General features: G+C 62.0%; 12 protein-coding genes and 3 pseudogenes. 8 read left to right on the top strand and 7 right to left on the bottom strand.

The window, feature by feature from the left end; all coding sequences use genetic code 11:
- Positions 1-44 precede the first annotated feature (44 nt).
- Complete coding sequence (locus VFE81_RS24630) at positions 45-2,306, bottom strand: acetate--CoA ligase family protein (protein WP_325047077.1); 2,262 nt, start codon at positions 2,304-2,306, stop codon at positions 45-47.
- A gap of 8 nt (positions 2,307-2,314) precedes the next feature.
- On the bottom strand, positions 2,315-3,535 hold the full coding sequence (locus VFE81_RS24625) for an acyl-CoA dehydrogenase family protein (protein ID WP_325047076.1): 1,221 nt from the start codon (positions 3,533-3,535) through the stop codon (positions 2,315-2,317).
- Between the two features lie 143 nt (positions 3,536-3,678).
- On the opposite strand from VFE81_RS24625, the gene VFE81_RS24620 reads away from it, so the two are divergent.
- Positions 3,679-4,530, top strand: a complete 852-nt coding sequence (locus VFE81_RS24620; RefSeq protein ID WP_325047075.1) for an IclR family transcriptional regulator — start codon at positions 3,679-3,681, stop codon at positions 4,528-4,530.
- A gap of 78 nt (positions 4,531-4,608) precedes the next feature.
- Here VFE81_RS24620 and VFE81_RS24615 read toward each other — a convergent pair whose 3' ends face one another.
- On the bottom strand, positions 4,609-5,517 hold the full coding sequence (locus VFE81_RS24615) for a LysR family transcriptional regulator (protein WP_325047074.1): 909 nt from the start codon (positions 5,515-5,517) through the stop codon (positions 4,609-4,611).
- Between the two features lie 99 nt (positions 5,518-5,616).
- On the opposite strand from VFE81_RS24615, the gene VFE81_RS24610 reads away from it, so the two are divergent.
- Genes VFE81_RS24610 through VFE81_RS24600 form a run of 3 tightly spaced genes read left to right on the top strand, consistent with a single transcriptional unit; the run spans position 5,617 to position 8,629 of the window.
- On the top strand, positions 5,617-6,921 hold the full coding sequence (locus tag VFE81_RS24610) for a CitMHS family transporter (protein ID WP_325047073.1): 1,305 nt from the start codon (positions 5,617-5,619) through the stop codon (positions 6,919-6,921).
- A 33-nt stretch (positions 6,922-6,954) separates the two neighbouring features.
- The gene (locus tag VFE81_RS24605) at positions 6,955-8,313 is read left to right on the top strand and encodes an acyclic terpene utilization AtuA family protein (RefSeq protein ID WP_325047072.1); all 1,359 of its coding nucleotides are present in this window, start codon (positions 6,955-6,957) and stop codon (positions 8,311-8,313) included.
- A 1-nt stretch (position 8,314) separates the two neighbouring features.
- Positions 8,315-8,629 carry an AtuA-related protein gene (locus VFE81_RS24600; RefSeq protein ID WP_325047071.1) on the top strand — a complete coding sequence of 105 codons (315 nt, stop codon included), beginning with the start codon at positions 8,315-8,317 and terminating at the stop codon, positions 8,627-8,629.
- A gap of 33 nt (positions 8,630-8,662) precedes the next feature.
- On the opposite strand, the gene VFE81_RS24595 is transcribed toward VFE81_RS24600, so the two are convergent.
- Entirely contained in the window at positions 8,663-9,373 is a 711-nt protein-coding gene (locus VFE81_RS24595) for a FadR/GntR family transcriptional regulator (protein ID WP_325047070.1), read from the bottom strand.
- 428 nt (positions 9,374-9,801) lie between these two features.
- On the opposite strand from VFE81_RS24595, the gene VFE81_RS24590 reads away from it, so the two are divergent.
- The 3 genes and pseudogenes from VFE81_RS24590 to VFE81_RS24580 form a co-directional block, all read left to right on the top strand.
- The gene (locus VFE81_RS24590; RefSeq protein ID WP_325047069.1) at positions 9,802-11,133 is read left to right on the top strand and encodes an MFS transporter; all 1,332 of its coding nucleotides are present in this window, start codon (positions 9,802-9,804) and stop codon (positions 11,131-11,133) included.
- 125 nt (positions 11,134-11,258) lie between these two features.
- Positions 11,259-12,608, top strand: coding sequence for a glucarate dehydratase (gudD, locus tag VFE81_RS24585; RefSeq protein WP_325047068.1), 1,350 nt, complete (start codon positions 11,259-11,261; stop codon positions 12,606-12,608).
- A 42-nt stretch (positions 12,609-12,650) separates the two neighbouring features.
- A pseudogene (locus tag VFE81_RS24580) lies at positions 12,651-12,920 on the top strand (dihydrodipicolinate synthase family protein); the annotation flags it as partial.
- A 4-nt stretch (positions 12,921-12,924) separates the two neighbouring features.
- Here VFE81_RS24580 and VFE81_RS24575 read toward each other — a convergent pair.
- Complete coding sequence (locus tag VFE81_RS24575; RefSeq protein WP_325047067.1) at positions 12,925-14,433, bottom strand: MFS transporter; 1,509 nt, start codon at positions 14,431-14,433, stop codon at positions 12,925-12,927.
- 204 nt (positions 14,434-14,637) lie between these two features.
- A pseudogene (locus VFE81_RS24570) lies at positions 14,638-14,739 on the bottom strand (4Fe-4S binding protein); the annotation flags it as partial.
- Positions 14,740-14,859: 120 nt separating this feature from the next.
- On the opposite strand from VFE81_RS24570, the gene VFE81_RS24565 reads away from it, so the two are divergent.
- Entirely contained in the window at positions 14,860-15,540 is a 681-nt protein-coding gene (locus VFE81_RS24565) for an MBL fold metallo-hydrolase (protein ID WP_325047066.1), read from the top strand.
- A gap of 124 nt (positions 15,541-15,664) precedes the next feature.
- Here the strand turns inward: VFE81_RS24565 and VFE81_RS24560 are convergent.
- Positions 15,665-15,749: pseudogene (locus tag VFE81_RS24560) on the bottom strand (helicase); the annotation flags it as partial.

The raw sequence follows: 15,749 nt of genomic DNA, 5'->3' as shown, positions 1-15,749 counted from the left end.
CAAATCAGCGACGTCCGGTCTCAAAGCGGCCTGGCACCGCTTCACTATCCGTCTACGACAGCCGGAGCGCAATGCTCGCTTTCGTGCATGTTGTCGGCGGCGCCGGGAACATCTGCGGAGTCGGCCAAGCGCGGCATGCAGCGCGCCAACGCGTCGCCGGCCCGCACGCCCTTGCCTGCGGGCAGCACGAAAAGCGGATTGATATCCAGTTCCTTCAGGATCGCCTGCTGGTCGAGCGCCATCGCAGAGAGCGCGACGATCGTTTCGACAAGCGCCTCGATATCGCCAGGCGGTTTGCCGCGCGCACCGTCGAGCATCGCGAAGGCGCGCAGTTCGCGGATCATTGCGTGGGCGTCGGCATGCGAGACTGGCGCGAGCCGGAACGTCACATCTTTCAGCACTTCGGCATAGATCCCGCCGAGGCCGCACATCACAGCCGGTCCGAACGACGCATCGTTCTCGATGCCAACGATCATTTCGATCGCATCGCGGATCTCTTCCTGCACCAGCACGCTTTCGATTCGCGCGTGAGGCACATGGCGGCGCGCGTTCGCGATGATTTCGTCGAAGGCGTCGGCGAGCGTCGCTTCATCGCGGATGCCGACCCGCACAGCGCCGGCCTCCGTCTTGTGCGGAATGTCGGGCGATTGCACTTTGATCACGAGTGGAAAGCCGATCGATCTCGCGATGGCGCATGCTTCGTCGCGGGTATGCGCGAGTTCACTCCTGGGCGTCTCGATGCCGTAGTCTCGCAGCAACGACTGCGACGCATGTTCGGTCAGGTCGCCCCGACTAACAGCCAGCAACGCGCGAGCTTGCTCGACATCGTATTGCGGCGGTGCAAGTGGTTCGGCGCTGCACGCCGCTGCACGCGTCCGCCGCGCCTGCGCATAGTCCGATAATGCCGCGAACGCGCGTCCACAACGCACCGGTGTTGCATACAGCGGCACGCCATGCGTCTCGATCATCTCGTACGCTTCGCGCGCCATATCGCGTCGCGCGTTCCAGGCGAGCATCATCGGCTTGGGCGTGCTCTCGTAGACGCGCACGATCGCCTCGGCCATCGTGCGTGCCACTTCTCCGCTCGCTGCGGCTGCCATGATTGCGATGGCGTCGATGTTCGGATCGTCGGCAATGATCTGCAATGCGTCGGCAAAAATCTTCGGCTCGGCGAGGATGCCCGCAGTGAGGTCGATCGGATTGTTCAGCGAGGCAAACGTGGGCACGATCGGTTTGAGCCGTTCGAGCGTGGTCGCCGACAACGCGGGCACAGACATGCCACGTTCAGCACAGGCGTCGGTGATCAGAATGCCGGCGCCGCCTGAGAGCGTGACGACAGCGATCCGGTTGCCGTGCGGCAAGCGTTTGGCTTCGAACGCCTTGGCGTAGTCGCCGAGGTCCGCGACATCCGTGACTTCGATCACGCCGGTCTGGCGGAAAGCCGTGCGATAGAGCGCGGATGCGCCACCCAGATTCGCCGTGTGCGACGCGGCTGCCTTCGCGCCGTCGGCGGTATTGCCGACCTTCCATGCGAGCAACGGCTTGCCGGCGTCGAGCGCGCGGTTGGCGACTTCGACGAGACGGCGCGCATCTTTCAAACCTTCAATATATGCAGCGATCAGCGATGTTTGCGGGTCGGCGATACAGGCATCGACGAGATCGAGCAGGCTGACGTCGGCCTCATTGCCGGTGGTGATGAAATGCCGCAAGCCGATGCCGAGTTCGTCGGCCATCAGCAGCAGCGCGCAGCCGAAGCCGCCGCTTTGCGAAATCAGTGACAGGCCGCCGCGCCGGTAATCGACGCCGAACGGCGCGCCGAATCCGGCGTAGATGCCCACGCCTGTGCTGACGAATCCCTGGCAGTTCGGGCCAATCACGCGGATGCCGAAAGCCTTTGCGACTTCCGCGCATTCGCGCTGCAACGCGGCGCCGGCTTCGCCCGCTTCAGCGAATCCGGAGCTGTAGATGATCGCGAAGCCGATACCTTTTTCGCCGCATTGACGCAGCATGTCGGGAACGCGACGCGCCGCGACGAGGATCAGTGCGAGATCGGGCTTAGTGGGCAAAGCGGCGATGCTGGCATGGCACGCCACGCCGTCGATCTCCGCATATTTCGGATTCACCGGATACAGCGCGCCCTGATAACCGTGCTGCATGAGAAAGCGCATTGGCTGGCCGCTGATCGACTTCGGATCGTTCGAGGCGCCGATGATCGCAATCGCGCGCGGATCGACGAGCCGTTCAATGTCGAGCGTGTTTGCGCAGCGGGTGACGGACTTCATGGCGGACTTTATGATGGTGTTCATGGCTGCACTCATGCTGCACGCGCAGCGTCGGCTTTAACGCTGTCCTTTCCGCTATCCTTCTGTTGCGCCTGATCCCGTTCAGCCGCGCGCCGCAGCGTGATCTTCGCGATGTTCAGCTGATGAATCTGCGTGGTGCCTTCGTAGATACGAAACGCGCGCACATCGCGGTAGAACCGTTCGACCGCATTGCCCGCGAGATAGCCGCGTCCGCCGAGCATCTGGACCGCACGATCCGCGACACGTCCGCACATCTCCGAGGCGAACATCTTGCACATCGACGCCTCCAGCGCCACGTCCTCGCCCGCATCGCGTTTGCGCGCGGTTTCGAGAATCATCGAGCGCGCGGCGAAGATTTCGGTCTGGCATTCGGCGATCAACGCCTGCACGAGCTGGAACTCGGCTACGGGCTTACCGAACTGCTCACGCTTTGATGTGTAGGCAACGGCTTCTTCGAGCATCCGCATGGCAGGGCCCGTGCACAGCGCGGCCAGATGAATGCGCTGCTTGTTCAGCACCTTCATCGCGGTACGGAAACCTTGGCCTTCGACGCCGCCGATCAGATTGGCCGCTGGCACGCGGCACGCATTGAACACCACGTCGCCGACCGGCGAGCCGGCCTGGCCCATCTTGTCGTAAGGCGCGCTGGTGGAGAGACCCGGCATGCCACGTTCGACGAGAAAGGCGGAAATGCCACCGGCGCCTGGCGTAGCAGGATCGGTGCGGGCCATCACTGTGAACAGGTCCGCGATCGGCGCGTTGGTGATGAAACACTTGCTGCCGTCGAGAATGTAGTGATCGCAGTCGCGTCGCGCGGTGGTGCGCAACGCGGTGGCGTCCGAGCCGGCGTCCGCTTCGGTCAGCGCAAAAGCGCCGGTCAGTTCGCCCGAGGCGAGACGCGGCAGATAGTGCTGCTTCTGCGCGTCGGTGCCATCGGCGACGAGCGCTTCGGAACCGATGCCGGTATTGGTGCCGACCCGCGCACGGAACGCCACCGAAGCTTGCGAAAGCTCGAATGCGCCGCGCACGAGTTGTTCCGTCGAAAGTCCTGCGCCGCCGAAATCGCGCGGAATGCTCCAGCCGAAATAGCCGAGTTCGCGCATGCGTTCGACGAGATCCGCCGGCACGGCATCTGCCTTCTCGATCTCGTTTTCGCGCGGCATTGCTTCTTCACGAACGAAACGTGCGACGTCCGCGAGCATCGAGTCGAAATGTGAGGGGGTGCTTGTCATGCCTGTCTCCGTCATGTGAGTCGATTTATGGCTTCACTATCGAAGATTTACAGGCTGACGGTGTGATTTGTTCGACTCTGCAGAACAGAGTTTGGATATGCTGAACAGGGAGGGCAGAATGGGCTATCTGGAGGAAGACGATCATGGCAGCCAACAACAAGCTTTCCAAGGCGGCAGCGCTGACGAGCGACTATCTGGATTCGAAGGCGCGCTATGTGCCCGACGAATTCGACGGCGACCGGCAGTTCGCCACGACTTTGGCGCGTGGCCTCGACATCCTGCATTGCTTCACGCCGCGCGAATCGCAGCTGGGCAATGCGGAGCTGGCGGCGCGTACCGGCATGACCAAGGCCACCATTTCGCGCTTCACCTACACGCTCACGCGCCTCGGCTACCTGCGCGTCAATCGTATGAACAACAAGTTTCAGCTCGGTTCGGCCGTGCTGTCATTGAGCTATCCGTTGCTCGCGAGCATGAGTGTGCGGCAGATCGCGCGGCCTTCGATGAAGGACCTGGCGGATCAGATTCGCGGCTCTGTCTCGCTCGGCATGCGTGACCGGCTCAATGTCGTGTATCTGGAAAGCAGCCGCAGCACGACACCTTTGGGCTTGCCGGCCGATATCGGCCTGAGTTATCCGATCGTGCGCACGGCGATGGGCCGCGCGCTGCTCGCCGCGCTGCCGGCCGAGCGGCGCGAGGCGCTCTGCAATGAGATTGCGGTCAAGGCGCCGAATGAATGGAATACGTTTCGCGAGCGCGTGATGAGCAGCATCGATTACTTCTACGAGCGTGGATTCTGCGTCTCGTACGGGGACTTGCGGCAGGAAGTGCACGCCGTCGCCGTGCCGATGAAACCGTCGGCCGACGGCGAGATTCTGGTGTTCAACTGCGGGGTGCCTTCTTACCTGCTGAAGGAGAATCAGCTCGAAGGGGATATCGGGCCGCGACTGGTTTCGATGGTGCGCAGTGTTGAAGGCGCGATGGGGATTTATTAGGCCCTTCGGAGATATTCCTGCCCTGCAGGGTGGATTTCGACATTGCTGCCGATATCCACCGCGCGGCGCACGATGTATCTACTCGGACGTCGCGGTCGCGTCGCCGAGCTTTTCGATCAACACCGCAATGAAGGTTTCCGTAACGGGCGGCAGCGTCCTGCCGCGTTTCTTGATGAGCGCGATAGGGCGGGTGAACGCGGGATCGTCAACAGGCCGGACCACCAGTTCAGGTTCCGCTCTGACCTCGCGAGCCGATTCGGGCAGGATGGTCACGCCAAGCCCGGCGCGCGCCATGGCGACAGCGCTCATCATGTAGGTCGGCTCACAGGCGATCTCCGGCACACAGCGAGCATTTGCAAAGGCACTATCGACCACCGCCCGCACGCTCGTGCCGGGTGCGGTCAACACGAGCGGCACGGCGGCGAGGTCGGCCAGCGTAATGCGCCGCCGCCGTGCCAGCGCATGGCGCTTCGGAAAAACCGCCACCAGCCGGTCGATGCCCGCGTGCAGCACTTCGAAGCCGGCATCGTCCAGTTCGCCGCCGGTCAGCCCGATATCGACCTCCTCGTTGCGCACCAGCGTGTTGACCATGCTGGCGACTACGTCGCGCACATGGAAGCTCACGCGTGGCACCCCCTTCTTCATCTCCTGGACGAGTTCGGGCAAGACGCTGGCCGCGAACGTCGGCAGGCATGCGATCCGGACCGTGCCGCTGGTTCCCTCGCCGAGCGCACGCGCGTCGATCAGCACGTGTTCCATGTCGTGCAGCGACTTCTGCAGCAGGGGCAACAGTTCGCGGCCGGTCGGCGTGAGCGCGACATTGCGGCTGTTGCGGTCGAATAGCCGTATGCCCACGGTTTCCTCGATGCGGCGAATCTGCACCGTCAAGGCCGGTTGGGACAGGTGCAGCCGTGTCGCGGCACGCGTGAAGCTGCCCGTTTGCGCGACGGCGATAAACGCGCGAATGTCCCGAAGATTCAGATCCATGATGGTTTGTAATTGCTGCGATCAAATCATTTCGATTGATTTATTGCTGGCTCGAACTTACGCTGGATCGCAGTAAAAAACAACATCGGAGACAAGCACATGCTGCCATTGCTGGGGCTGGCCACCATCGTCGTGCTACTCGGCGCGATCCTGTCGAAACGGATGTCGCCACTGGTGGCGCTCATCATCGTGCCGATCGCGGCGTCGCTCATCGGAGGCTTCGGCTTTCAGACAAGCAAGTTCGTGATCGACGGGCTCAAGAGCCTCGCGCCCGTGGTCGGGATGTTCGTGTTCGCGATTCTTTACTTCGGCACCATCACCGACGCCGGTACGCTCGATCCGATCATCGACCGTATTCTGCGAGCTGTCGGCACGCGGCCCACGCGCATTGTGATGGGTACCACGCTGCTCGCATTGCTGATTCACCTGGACGGCTCCGGCGCGGTCTGCTTTCTCGTCACGATTCCCGCCATGCTGCCGCTCTACGATCGCCTGAAGATGGACCGGCGCGTGCTGGCCGCAGCCGTTTCGATGGCCGCTGGCATCAACTTTCTGCCGTGGACGGGCCCGATGATCCGCGCGTCGGCGTCGCTGCATCTGCCGATTTCGGCGTTGTTCAATCCGCTGATTCCGGTGCAGGCAATCGGCCTCGTGTTCGTCTTCGGCATGGCGTTCTGGCTTGGGCGGCGCGAAGAAAAGCGGCTTGGCCTCACAGGTGCGAGCGGTTCCGTGCCGATGCCGAAGCGTGAGCTGACGCCCGAGGAGCAAGCCTTGCGCCGACCGAAAAACTTCTGGTTCAACATCGTATTGACGCTGCTCGTACTCGGCACGATGGTCGTAATGGGCGAGAAGATTCCGCCGGCCATCATGTTCATGGTTGGGCTGTGTATCGCGTTGATGGTGAACTATCCGAACGTGGACATGCAGCGCAAACGTATCGACGCTCACGCGCGCGCCGCGTTGATGATGGCCGGCATTCTGCTCGCGGCCGGTGTGTTCACCGGCGTGATGCAAGGCAGTGGCATGCTGAAAGCGATGGCGCAGGCAGCAGTGGGCTTTGTGCCGCCCGCGATGGCGAGCCATATCCCCGTCGCGCTCGGCTTGATGTCGATGCCGCTGAGCATGCTGTTCGACCCAGACTCGTTTTACTTCGGCGTGCTGCCGGTGATCGCCGAAGTGGCCGGCCAACTCGGCGTGCCCGCCGTGCATGTGGGTCAGGCCGCGCTGCTCGGCCAGATGACGACGGGTTTTCCGGTCAGTCCGCTGACGCCGGCGACGTTTCTCGTGGTGGGCCTGTGCGGTATCGATCTCGCCGACCATCAGAAATTCACGTTCCCGCTGCTGTTCGGCGCGTCGATCGTCATGACGATCGCCTGCGTCGTGCTGGGGATCTTCTCGTTGTGAGCTTGACTATTTCACTGAATGGATGCGACCAGCATGATGACCACTCAAGCTAGACGCCAGGTGCGAATCGGCGCGGGCGCCGGATATTCCGGCGACCGCATCGAACCCGCAGTCGAACTGGCGGAATATGGTGCGCTCGATTACCTCGTGTTCGAATGCCTCGCCGAACGCACCATTGCGATTGCGCAGCAGGCGCGCAGCAAAGACCCTGAGCTCGGCTATGACCCGTTGCTCGAAACGCGTATGAAGGCGGTGTTGCCCGCAGCGATACGCAACGGCGTGCGGATCATTTCGAACATGGGCGCGGCAAATCCGCTCGCCGCGGCGCGCAAGACCGCCGAGATCGCACGCGCGCTCGGTCTCGGTGATGTGAAGATTGCCGCGGTCACCGGGGACGATGTGCTCGACGTCGTGCGTCAGGGCAATTTCCGTTTCGAGGAGTCCGGTGAAAGCGTCGCTTCGTACCAGGATCGACTCGTATCCGCGAATGCGTATCTCGGCGCGGCGGCGATTGTCGATGCGCTTGCCGCAGGCGCGCAGATCGTGTTGACCGGACGCGTCGCCGATCCGTCGTTGTTCGTGGCGCCGCTGATCCACGAATTCGGCTGGCAGATGCACGATTGGCAGACGCTCGGGCAGGCGACGGTGATCGGTCATCTGCTCGAATGCGCGGGACAAATCACCGGCGGTTATTTTGCCGATCCGGGTTTCAAGGACGTCCCCAATCTGGCGAGACTAGGCTTTCCCATCGCCGAAGTTGCGCTCGACGGCTCGGTGGTCATCACCAAGCTCGCGCAATCCGGCGGGCAAGTGACCGAGGCGACGTGCAAGGAGCAACTGCTGTATGAGATTCACAACCCGCAGCGCTATCTGCAGCCGGACGTGGTCGCCGATTTCACCCAGGTGCGTATCAGGCAGGAAGCGCCGGACCGCGTTCACGTGAGCGGTGGACGTGGCACGCCGCGTACGGATACCTTGAAGGTGTCGGTCGCTTACTTCGACGGCTATATCGGCGAAGGGCAGATCTCCTACGGCGGACCCGGCGCGCTGGCGCGTGCCCGGCTGGCACTCGATATCGTGCGGGAACGGCTTGCGCTGACCGGCGTGGAAACGCGTGAGTTGCGCTTCGATCTGATCGGCGTGAATGCCTTGCATGGCGACGCGGTGGCTGCGGGTTACGCCGAGCCTTATGAGGTGCGAGCGCGGGTGGCAGGGCGCACTACATCGCTGGCGCAAGCGGTGCAGATCGGCAACGAGGTGGAGACGCTTTACACCAATGGACCCGCGGGCGGTGGCGGCGTCACGAAGTCGGCGCGCGAAGTCGTTGCGGTGCAATCGGTCCTGCTGCCGCGCGAGCATGTGAAGCCGGCTTTCTCGCTGGTGGAGGCGTGATATGAAACTACGAGAGCTTGCTCATTCGCGTACCGGCGACAAGGGCAATACGCTGAACATCTCCGTCATCTGTTACGACGCGAAGCACTATGAGCATCTGCGCGCGGTGTTGACACCGGAGCGGGTCAAGGCGCATCTGGGCGACGTCGTTCAAGGTGACGTGGTGCGTTACGAACTGTCCGGCATCGCCGCGTTCAACTTCGTACTCGGCCATGCGCTCGGCGGAGGCGTGACGCGTTCGCTTGCGCTCGACGCACACGGCAAATCCTTGAGTTCGGCGTTGATGGCGCTGGATGTCGAGGCGGCCACGCCGTAGATCTGGTTTGAGCCCGTGCGATAGCGCTAACCGTTAGCCGCTCGCCTTGCTCAACTCGTGTGCGCGCCGAAGTCTTTCGCGGCTGTTGCTCAGATGCATCCGCATTGCGGCGCGTGCGTCGTCCGCGTCCTGGCGTTCGATTGCCCGATAAATCATCCGGTGCTCGCTGAGCACGTTGCGCAGGTGCTCGATATGGTCGAGCTCCGCGATCTCGGCGGAGCCAAGGCGCGTGCGCGGGCTCACCGCGCGGCCGAGTTGGCTGAGAACATCGAAGAAGTAGCGGTTGCCGCTTGCGCGCGCGATCTGCAGATGAAACTCGATGTCGTGCGCCAGCGTGTCCGTACTCCCCCGCTCGAGTTCGGACTCGAAACGCTCCAGCGCGGCACGAATCTGCTTGAGATTCTGCTCGGTACGTCGCGCCGCGGCGAGCGCCGCCGAAGCTGCCTCGACGTCGATACGGAATTCGATAATGGCCATGACGTCCAGCATGCTGGACAGATCGGCGGCGGGCAGTTGCATGGACTGTTCCGTGACCGGCTCCAGAACGAAGGTGCCGATGCCATGGCGCGTCTCGACCACTTTGGCCGCCTGCAGGCGCGAGATCGCTTCGCGAACCACGGAGCGGCTCACCGAGAGTTGCTTCATCATCGCGACTTCTGTCGGGATGCGATCCCCCGGCCTCAAGGTGCCGCGTCGGATTTCATCGGAAAGGGTGGCGACCACCTTCTCAGTTAGGCTGCTCATCTCTGTTGCTTATTGACTAATCGGATGGAAATACACACGTTGCGTGTGCGAGTGGCGTCGTGTGACGTATCGACGTAGCCATCATAGCGTCAGTCGGAATGATAGCGGCTTGAGTCTCGCGCGCCCGGTGCCGGTTGGGATGGTTCATTGCCCCAACTACGGCTGGCGTAGCCAGAACCGATTTTATTATGTCATCAGACGTCTTATTTTGAATTGCTATTTGAGGAGGCTGGTCGTTATGTTGGTCGCTGTATCCTGATCAATATGGGCTCGAATAGCAGGGTAAACACCTCGTTTGAGTCAATGAGGGGAAGAGGGTAGACTGTCGTCAGACAACGTATCACGCATTTAAAGACCGGATCACCCTGTTCGAATGCGTCGTGGTGCGTTCGGGCAGGCCGCGGGAGCGGCCGACACTGGAGACAACCTTGACATCTGTTCTCACCACGACCGCCGACCCGCTTGAGTCCGCGGTCTCGAAGGTCAAGCGGCACGTGCTGCCGCTTTTTCTGATCATGTTCATTGCGAACTACATCGACCGCGTGAATATCGGATTCGTCAATTCCCATATGCAGACCGACCTCGGCATCGGCGCGGCCGCATACGGACTGGGGAGCGGCTTGTTCTTTATCGGCTACGCGCTGTTCGAAGTGCCGTCGAACGTATTGATGCAGAAGTACGGGGCGCGCGCCTGGTTGACCCGCATCATGGGCACCTGGGGGCTGGTCGCGGCCGCTATGGCATTTGTCTGGAACGATACGTCCTTCTACCTGCTGCGCTTCCTGCTCGGCATCGCCGAGGCCGGCTTTTTTCCGGGCGTGGTGTTTTACTTCACCCAATGGCTGCCGCAAAAAGAGCGCGGCAAGGCGGTGGCGGTCTTTCTCGGCGGTTCTGCACTCGCTTCGGTGCTGTCCGGTCCGATTACCGGCAGCCTGCTGTCCATTCGCGGATTCGGCCTACACGGCTGGCAATGGATGTTTCTCATTGAAGGCGCCTTCTCGATCGTGCTGTGCGGTGTCAGCTGGATGCTGCTGAAGTCGCGCATTCGCGATGCCTCGTGGCTGACGGCTGAAGAGCGGACCGTTCTCGAATCGTCGATTGCGGCGGAGCAGGCCGAGCGCGACGCACACGGCGGCGCGCATCTGCCCGCGATGAAGCTGCTGAAGGACCCGCAGATTCTGCTGTTCTGTTTCTTGTACTTCGCGATTCAATTGACCATTTACGCGGCTACCTTCTGGCTGCCGACGATCATCCGCAAGATGGGTGGGCTCTCGGACTTCCAGGTCGGCATGTTCAACGCGATCCCGTGGCTCATCGCCATGGTCGCGATGTACTGTTTCGCGGTGTTGTCGGCGAAATGGCGTTTTCAGCAGGCGTGGCTGGCCGTGGCGCTCGTCATCGCGGCGTGCGGTCTGTTTGCCTCGACTTCGGGTAATCCGGTACTGTCATTCGTGGCAATCTGCTTCTCGGCGATCGGCTTCAAGGCAGCGTCTTCGCTGTTCTGGCCGATTCCGCAGGGTTATCTGGATGCACGCGTGGCCGCTGCGGTCATTGCGCTGATCAATTCGGTGGGCAACCTCGGCGGATTCTTCGCGCCAGCCGCGTTCGGCTATCTGCAGCAGCATACCGGCTCGATTACCGGTGGCCTGTATGCCTTGGGCGTGGCTTCGCTGATCGCGGCGGCGGCCGGCTTCCTGACCCGCAATCGCCGTGTGAATCACGACGTGTTGCCGGAATCGCTTCATAGCAAAGCCCACTGACCGGCGAAAATCGTCGACTATGAATAACGCATTTCTCACTTTCTGTCCGGCACGGGTCTTTAGCGCGCTTGTCCAACGCGCGGACGCCCACTTGCTGGCTCACTAACTCAACCGGGCCTATTCTCATGTCCACGAACTCATCTCAATCGAACGCTACGCCGATCGTGACCGAACTGCGCGTCGTGCCCGTCGCCGGCCGCGACAGCATGCTGATGAATCTGAGCGGCGCGCATGGCCCGTTCTTCACGCGCAACATTGTCATTCTGCGCGACAGTGCCGGTCATACCGGCGTCGGCGAAGTGCCGGGCGGTGAGAGCATCCGCAAGACGATCGACGACGCGCGTCCGCTGGTTGTCGGTCAGTCAATCGGTAATCTTCAAGCTATCCTGAACAAAGCGCGCACACAATTCGCTGACCGTGACGCCGGCGGGCGCGGTCTTCAGACTTTCGATCTGCGCACCACTATTCACGCGGTGACCGCGCTCGAAGCCGCGCTGCTCGATCTGCTTGGCCAGCATCTGGGCGTGCCCGTCGCGGCACTCCTCGGCGAAGGCCAGCAACGCGACGAAGTGGAAATGCTCGGTTACCTGTTCTATATCGGCGACCGCAATAAAACCGATCTGCCGTACGCGAGTGGCGCAGAAGGACTCGACGACTGGGAGCGCGTTCGTACCGAAGAAGCGATGACGCCCGAGGCCGTGGTGCGACTTGCCGAGGCTGCGCAAGCGCGCTATGGCTTCAACGATTTCAAGCTCAAGGGCGGTGTGTTGCCCGGTGACGCTGAAATCGAAGCGGTTACGGCGCTCGCTGAACGCTTCCCCAACGCCCGCGTCACGCTCGACCCGAATGGCGCATGGTCGCTCGCGGAAGCGGTGCGTCTGTGCCGTGACCAACACGACGTGCTCGCTTACGCGGAAGATCCGTGCGGCGCGGAAAACGGCTATTCGGGCCGCGAGGTAATGGCCGAATTCCGCCGTGCGACCGGCTTGCCGACGGCGACCAACATGATCGCTACCGACTGGCGCCAGATGGGTCACGCAATCCAGTTGCAGTCGGTGGATATTCCGCTTGCCGATCCGCACTTCTGGACCATGCAGGGCTCGGTGCGCGTGGCGCAGATGTGCAACGAATGGGGTCTCACCTGGGGCTCGCATTCGAATAATCACTTCGACATCTCGCTCGCGATGTTCACGCATGTCGCGGCGGCGGCACCCGGCAAGATCACGGCGATCGACACGCACTGGATCTGGCAGGACGGTCAGCGTCTGACGCGTGAGCCGCTGCAGATCGTCGGGGGCAAGGTCAAAGTGCCGCGGGCCGCGGGCCTCGGTGTCGAGCTGGATATGGACGAGATCGAGAAGGCGCACGCGCTGTATCAGCAACATGGTCTCGGCGCGCGCGACGACGGCGTTGCCATGCAGTATCTGATTCCGAACTGGAAGTTCGATAACAAGCGCCCGTGTCTGGTGCGCTGAGCTTCTTACGCTGTGCCTCTTATGATCTGAGCGACGGTCCGTGTGTTCAACTTCATTCCGAAGACCGCGATGGATTTCTATCGCGCGATTACCGCGGACGATCATGCGACCGTGGGCAAGCTGCTCGACGAATTCTTCCTGCCGTATCTGGCGATTCGCAACCGCCGCCAGGGTTACGCGGTGAGTATCGTGAAGGCCGGTGCGAAGCTGGTCGGACGTAGCGCAGGTCCGGTGCGCGCACCGCTGAACGATCTGACCGAAGAAGAGGTGGCGCAACTCGACGTGCTGATCAGGAAGCTCGGCGCGCAGTAAGCAGTCAACTACGCCGAAACACAACGTGTGAAATACGCTGCACGAGTAACGCGGCCACCAGTGCCGCCACCGCCGTCAGCCACACGCCGATATGAATCGACTGCACCAGTGCATCGCGTGCCGTGTCGATCAGCGCCAGCGTATTGAGCCCTGACGGCTTCATATCCGCAATCAGTTTCGCGCGCGATGCTTCGTCGATCAGGATGCGCAGATCGGCGAAGCGCGGCTGCCATTGCGATACCGCCGGCTCGCCGAGCACGCTCATCGTGCGCGTGACCACGTCGCGATAGTGGTGCGATACGACGGTCGCGACGATGCTGGTGCCCAGCATCCCGCCCACCATCCGCGTGGATTGCAGCAGCGCTGTCGTGATGCCGAAGCGTTCGCGCCCGGCAATTTCCTGGCCGAACACATTCAGATTGTTCAGGATGAAACCCAGGCCGATGCCGACGGCCGCCATCGGCAATTCGATCCACACGTGCGGTGTCTCCGGATTGGCGAACGCCAACGCGATCGATGCGAACAGTAGCAGCGCGAAACCGATCGACAGGATCCGCGTGGGCTTCTTCATGTGAATGACGATGCGCGTATTGAGCAGGCTGCCGAGTGCGATGCAGGCGGCGATCGGCGTAGCGAGCAGACCGGCTTGTTGCGGCGACAGCCCGAAGCCGCCTTGCAACAGCAGCGGCGCGAAGAAGATCAGCGAGAACATCACGAAGCCGGACAGGAAGCCGAGAATGAATAGCGTGACGAGTTGCGAATCCTTGAACAGGTCGAGCGGAATGATCGGATGCGTGGCGCGTTTCTCGCACACCAGCAACGCGATGGCGCCCACAACCACGAAAGCCGCCAGGGCCAGGTTGCCGGCCGTCAGACCGTGTTTCGGCACGGCTTCGATGAGCGCCTGAAGGCCGCCCAGCACGGCGGCGACCAGCGCTGCGCCGAGCCAGTCGATCTTGACTTCGCCTTCGTGCGGCCGCTGGAGGTTGGGCAGATGCGCCCAGATGAAATAGAGTGCCGCGGCGCCGACCGGCAGATTGATCAGGAAGGTGGAGCGCCAGCCCCAGTGCTCGCTCATCCAGCCACCCAGCGAGGGACCCGCCGCGGTGCCGATCCCGTACGCGGCCGCCATCACAACCTGCCAGCGCACCCGTGCGCGTGGATCGGGGAAGAGGTCAGGTATCGACGCGAACGCCGTGCCTACCATCATTCCGCCGCCGACCCCTTGCAAGCCGCGCGCGATCACGAGGAACAGCATGTCGTTCGCGACGCCGCAGAGCACCGAAGCGATCGTGAACGTGATGACCGCGGCGATCACGAAACGCTTGCGGCCGAAATAATCGCCGAGACGGCCGAACACGGGGACCGTTACCACTGACGCCAACAAGTACGCGCTGGCAATCCATGCGTAGTATTCGAAGCCATGCAGTTCGGCGACGATCGAAGGCAGCGCGGTGCTGACGACGGTCTGGTCGAGTGCGACCAGCATGTTGACGAGGCCGATACCCAGCATGGCTAGCAGGGCATTTCGGAAAGGCAGGGCAGCAGTCGGATTCACGGGTCTGAGAGAGAAGGGCTTTTCAGGGCAGGCGCTGCGCGGGCAGTGCGCGGGCCAGGGTCGTGACGACAACTACGTCCTATAGTTGTCTGACCTCTCGTCATTATACGGGTTTTCCCTTACGCTAAACTATTGCCGTTGCTCGTTTGATCCGTATCTTTATGACGCCCCCCTCCTGGCTAATGTAATGGCGCGTTCGGGGCAAACGGTCACGCACAAGCCGCATGCCCGGCACGCATCGGCGTTTGGCGTGTACGCGACTTAAACGACTCTCACTCGTGGAGCGACCCCGCATGACTACCGATTGCCGACCGATGGTTCGAACTCAAACGCATCAGCGACGACATCACGCTACTTTGGGAGCCTCATGTCGTCCCGCTGATGCGTTGCAATATCTGGCATGTGCGTGGCCGTGACCGGGATCTGATGATCGACACGGGGATGGGCATCGTCAGTCTGCAGGAAGCCGCAAAGCACTTGCTGCAGAAGGACGTCACCGCCGTTGCGACGCATACGCACTCGGACCATATTGGCGGCCATCATGAATTCGAACACACGCTGGTTCACGAATTAGAGGCAGACAACCTGCGCGCGCCGCGCGAGCAGGGCACCCTTCTGGCGTCGGTATTGGGCGACGAAGCCATTCGCCGGTATCGCGAAGCAGGCTATCCGTTCGACGGCGATCTGATCACGGCCCTTCCCAGCGCTGATTATTCGATGACCGACTATCGCGTGCGGGCTGCAACGGTCACGGAGATCGTCAAGGAAGGGAACATCGTGGATCTCGGCAACCGGCATTTTGAAGTCCTGCATCTGCCCGGCCACTCACCGGGCAGCATCGGTCTATGGGAAGCGGCGTCCGGCACGCTGTTCTCGGGCGATGCGATCTACGACGGCCCGTTGCTGGATGAGATCGGTGGCGCGGATATTCCGACCTATGTGCGCACCATGAAGCGCCTGCGCGAATTGCCCGTGCAAGTGGTGCACGCTGGACACGACGGGAGCTTCGGGCGAGAACGGCTGGTCGAGTTGGTCGACGCCTATCTGGCTAAACGTATCTGACACTGGCCGGGGCGATGGCCTGGTGCGTTGCCTGCTGCATTTCGCGCGCCAAGGAAACGGTTGGCTTTTAGCCGGCACGGTCCTGAATCTGGTCGTGCCCGTTTCCAACCCCAATAGCCCGTTTTTACGCGTCTTTCAGCCAGGGCATTTCCACCGGTGACACCACCAGATGCCGGGCCTCCTGTTTCAGTTCGAAGATGAACCCGACC

Origin of the sequence: Paraburkholderia sp. (assembly GCF_035656215.1) — a bacterium.
Taxonomy (GTDB): domain Bacteria; phylum Pseudomonadota; class Gammaproteobacteria; order Burkholderiales; family Burkholderiaceae; genus Paraburkholderia.
This window is presented reverse-complemented; position numbering and strand designations above follow the sequence as displayed.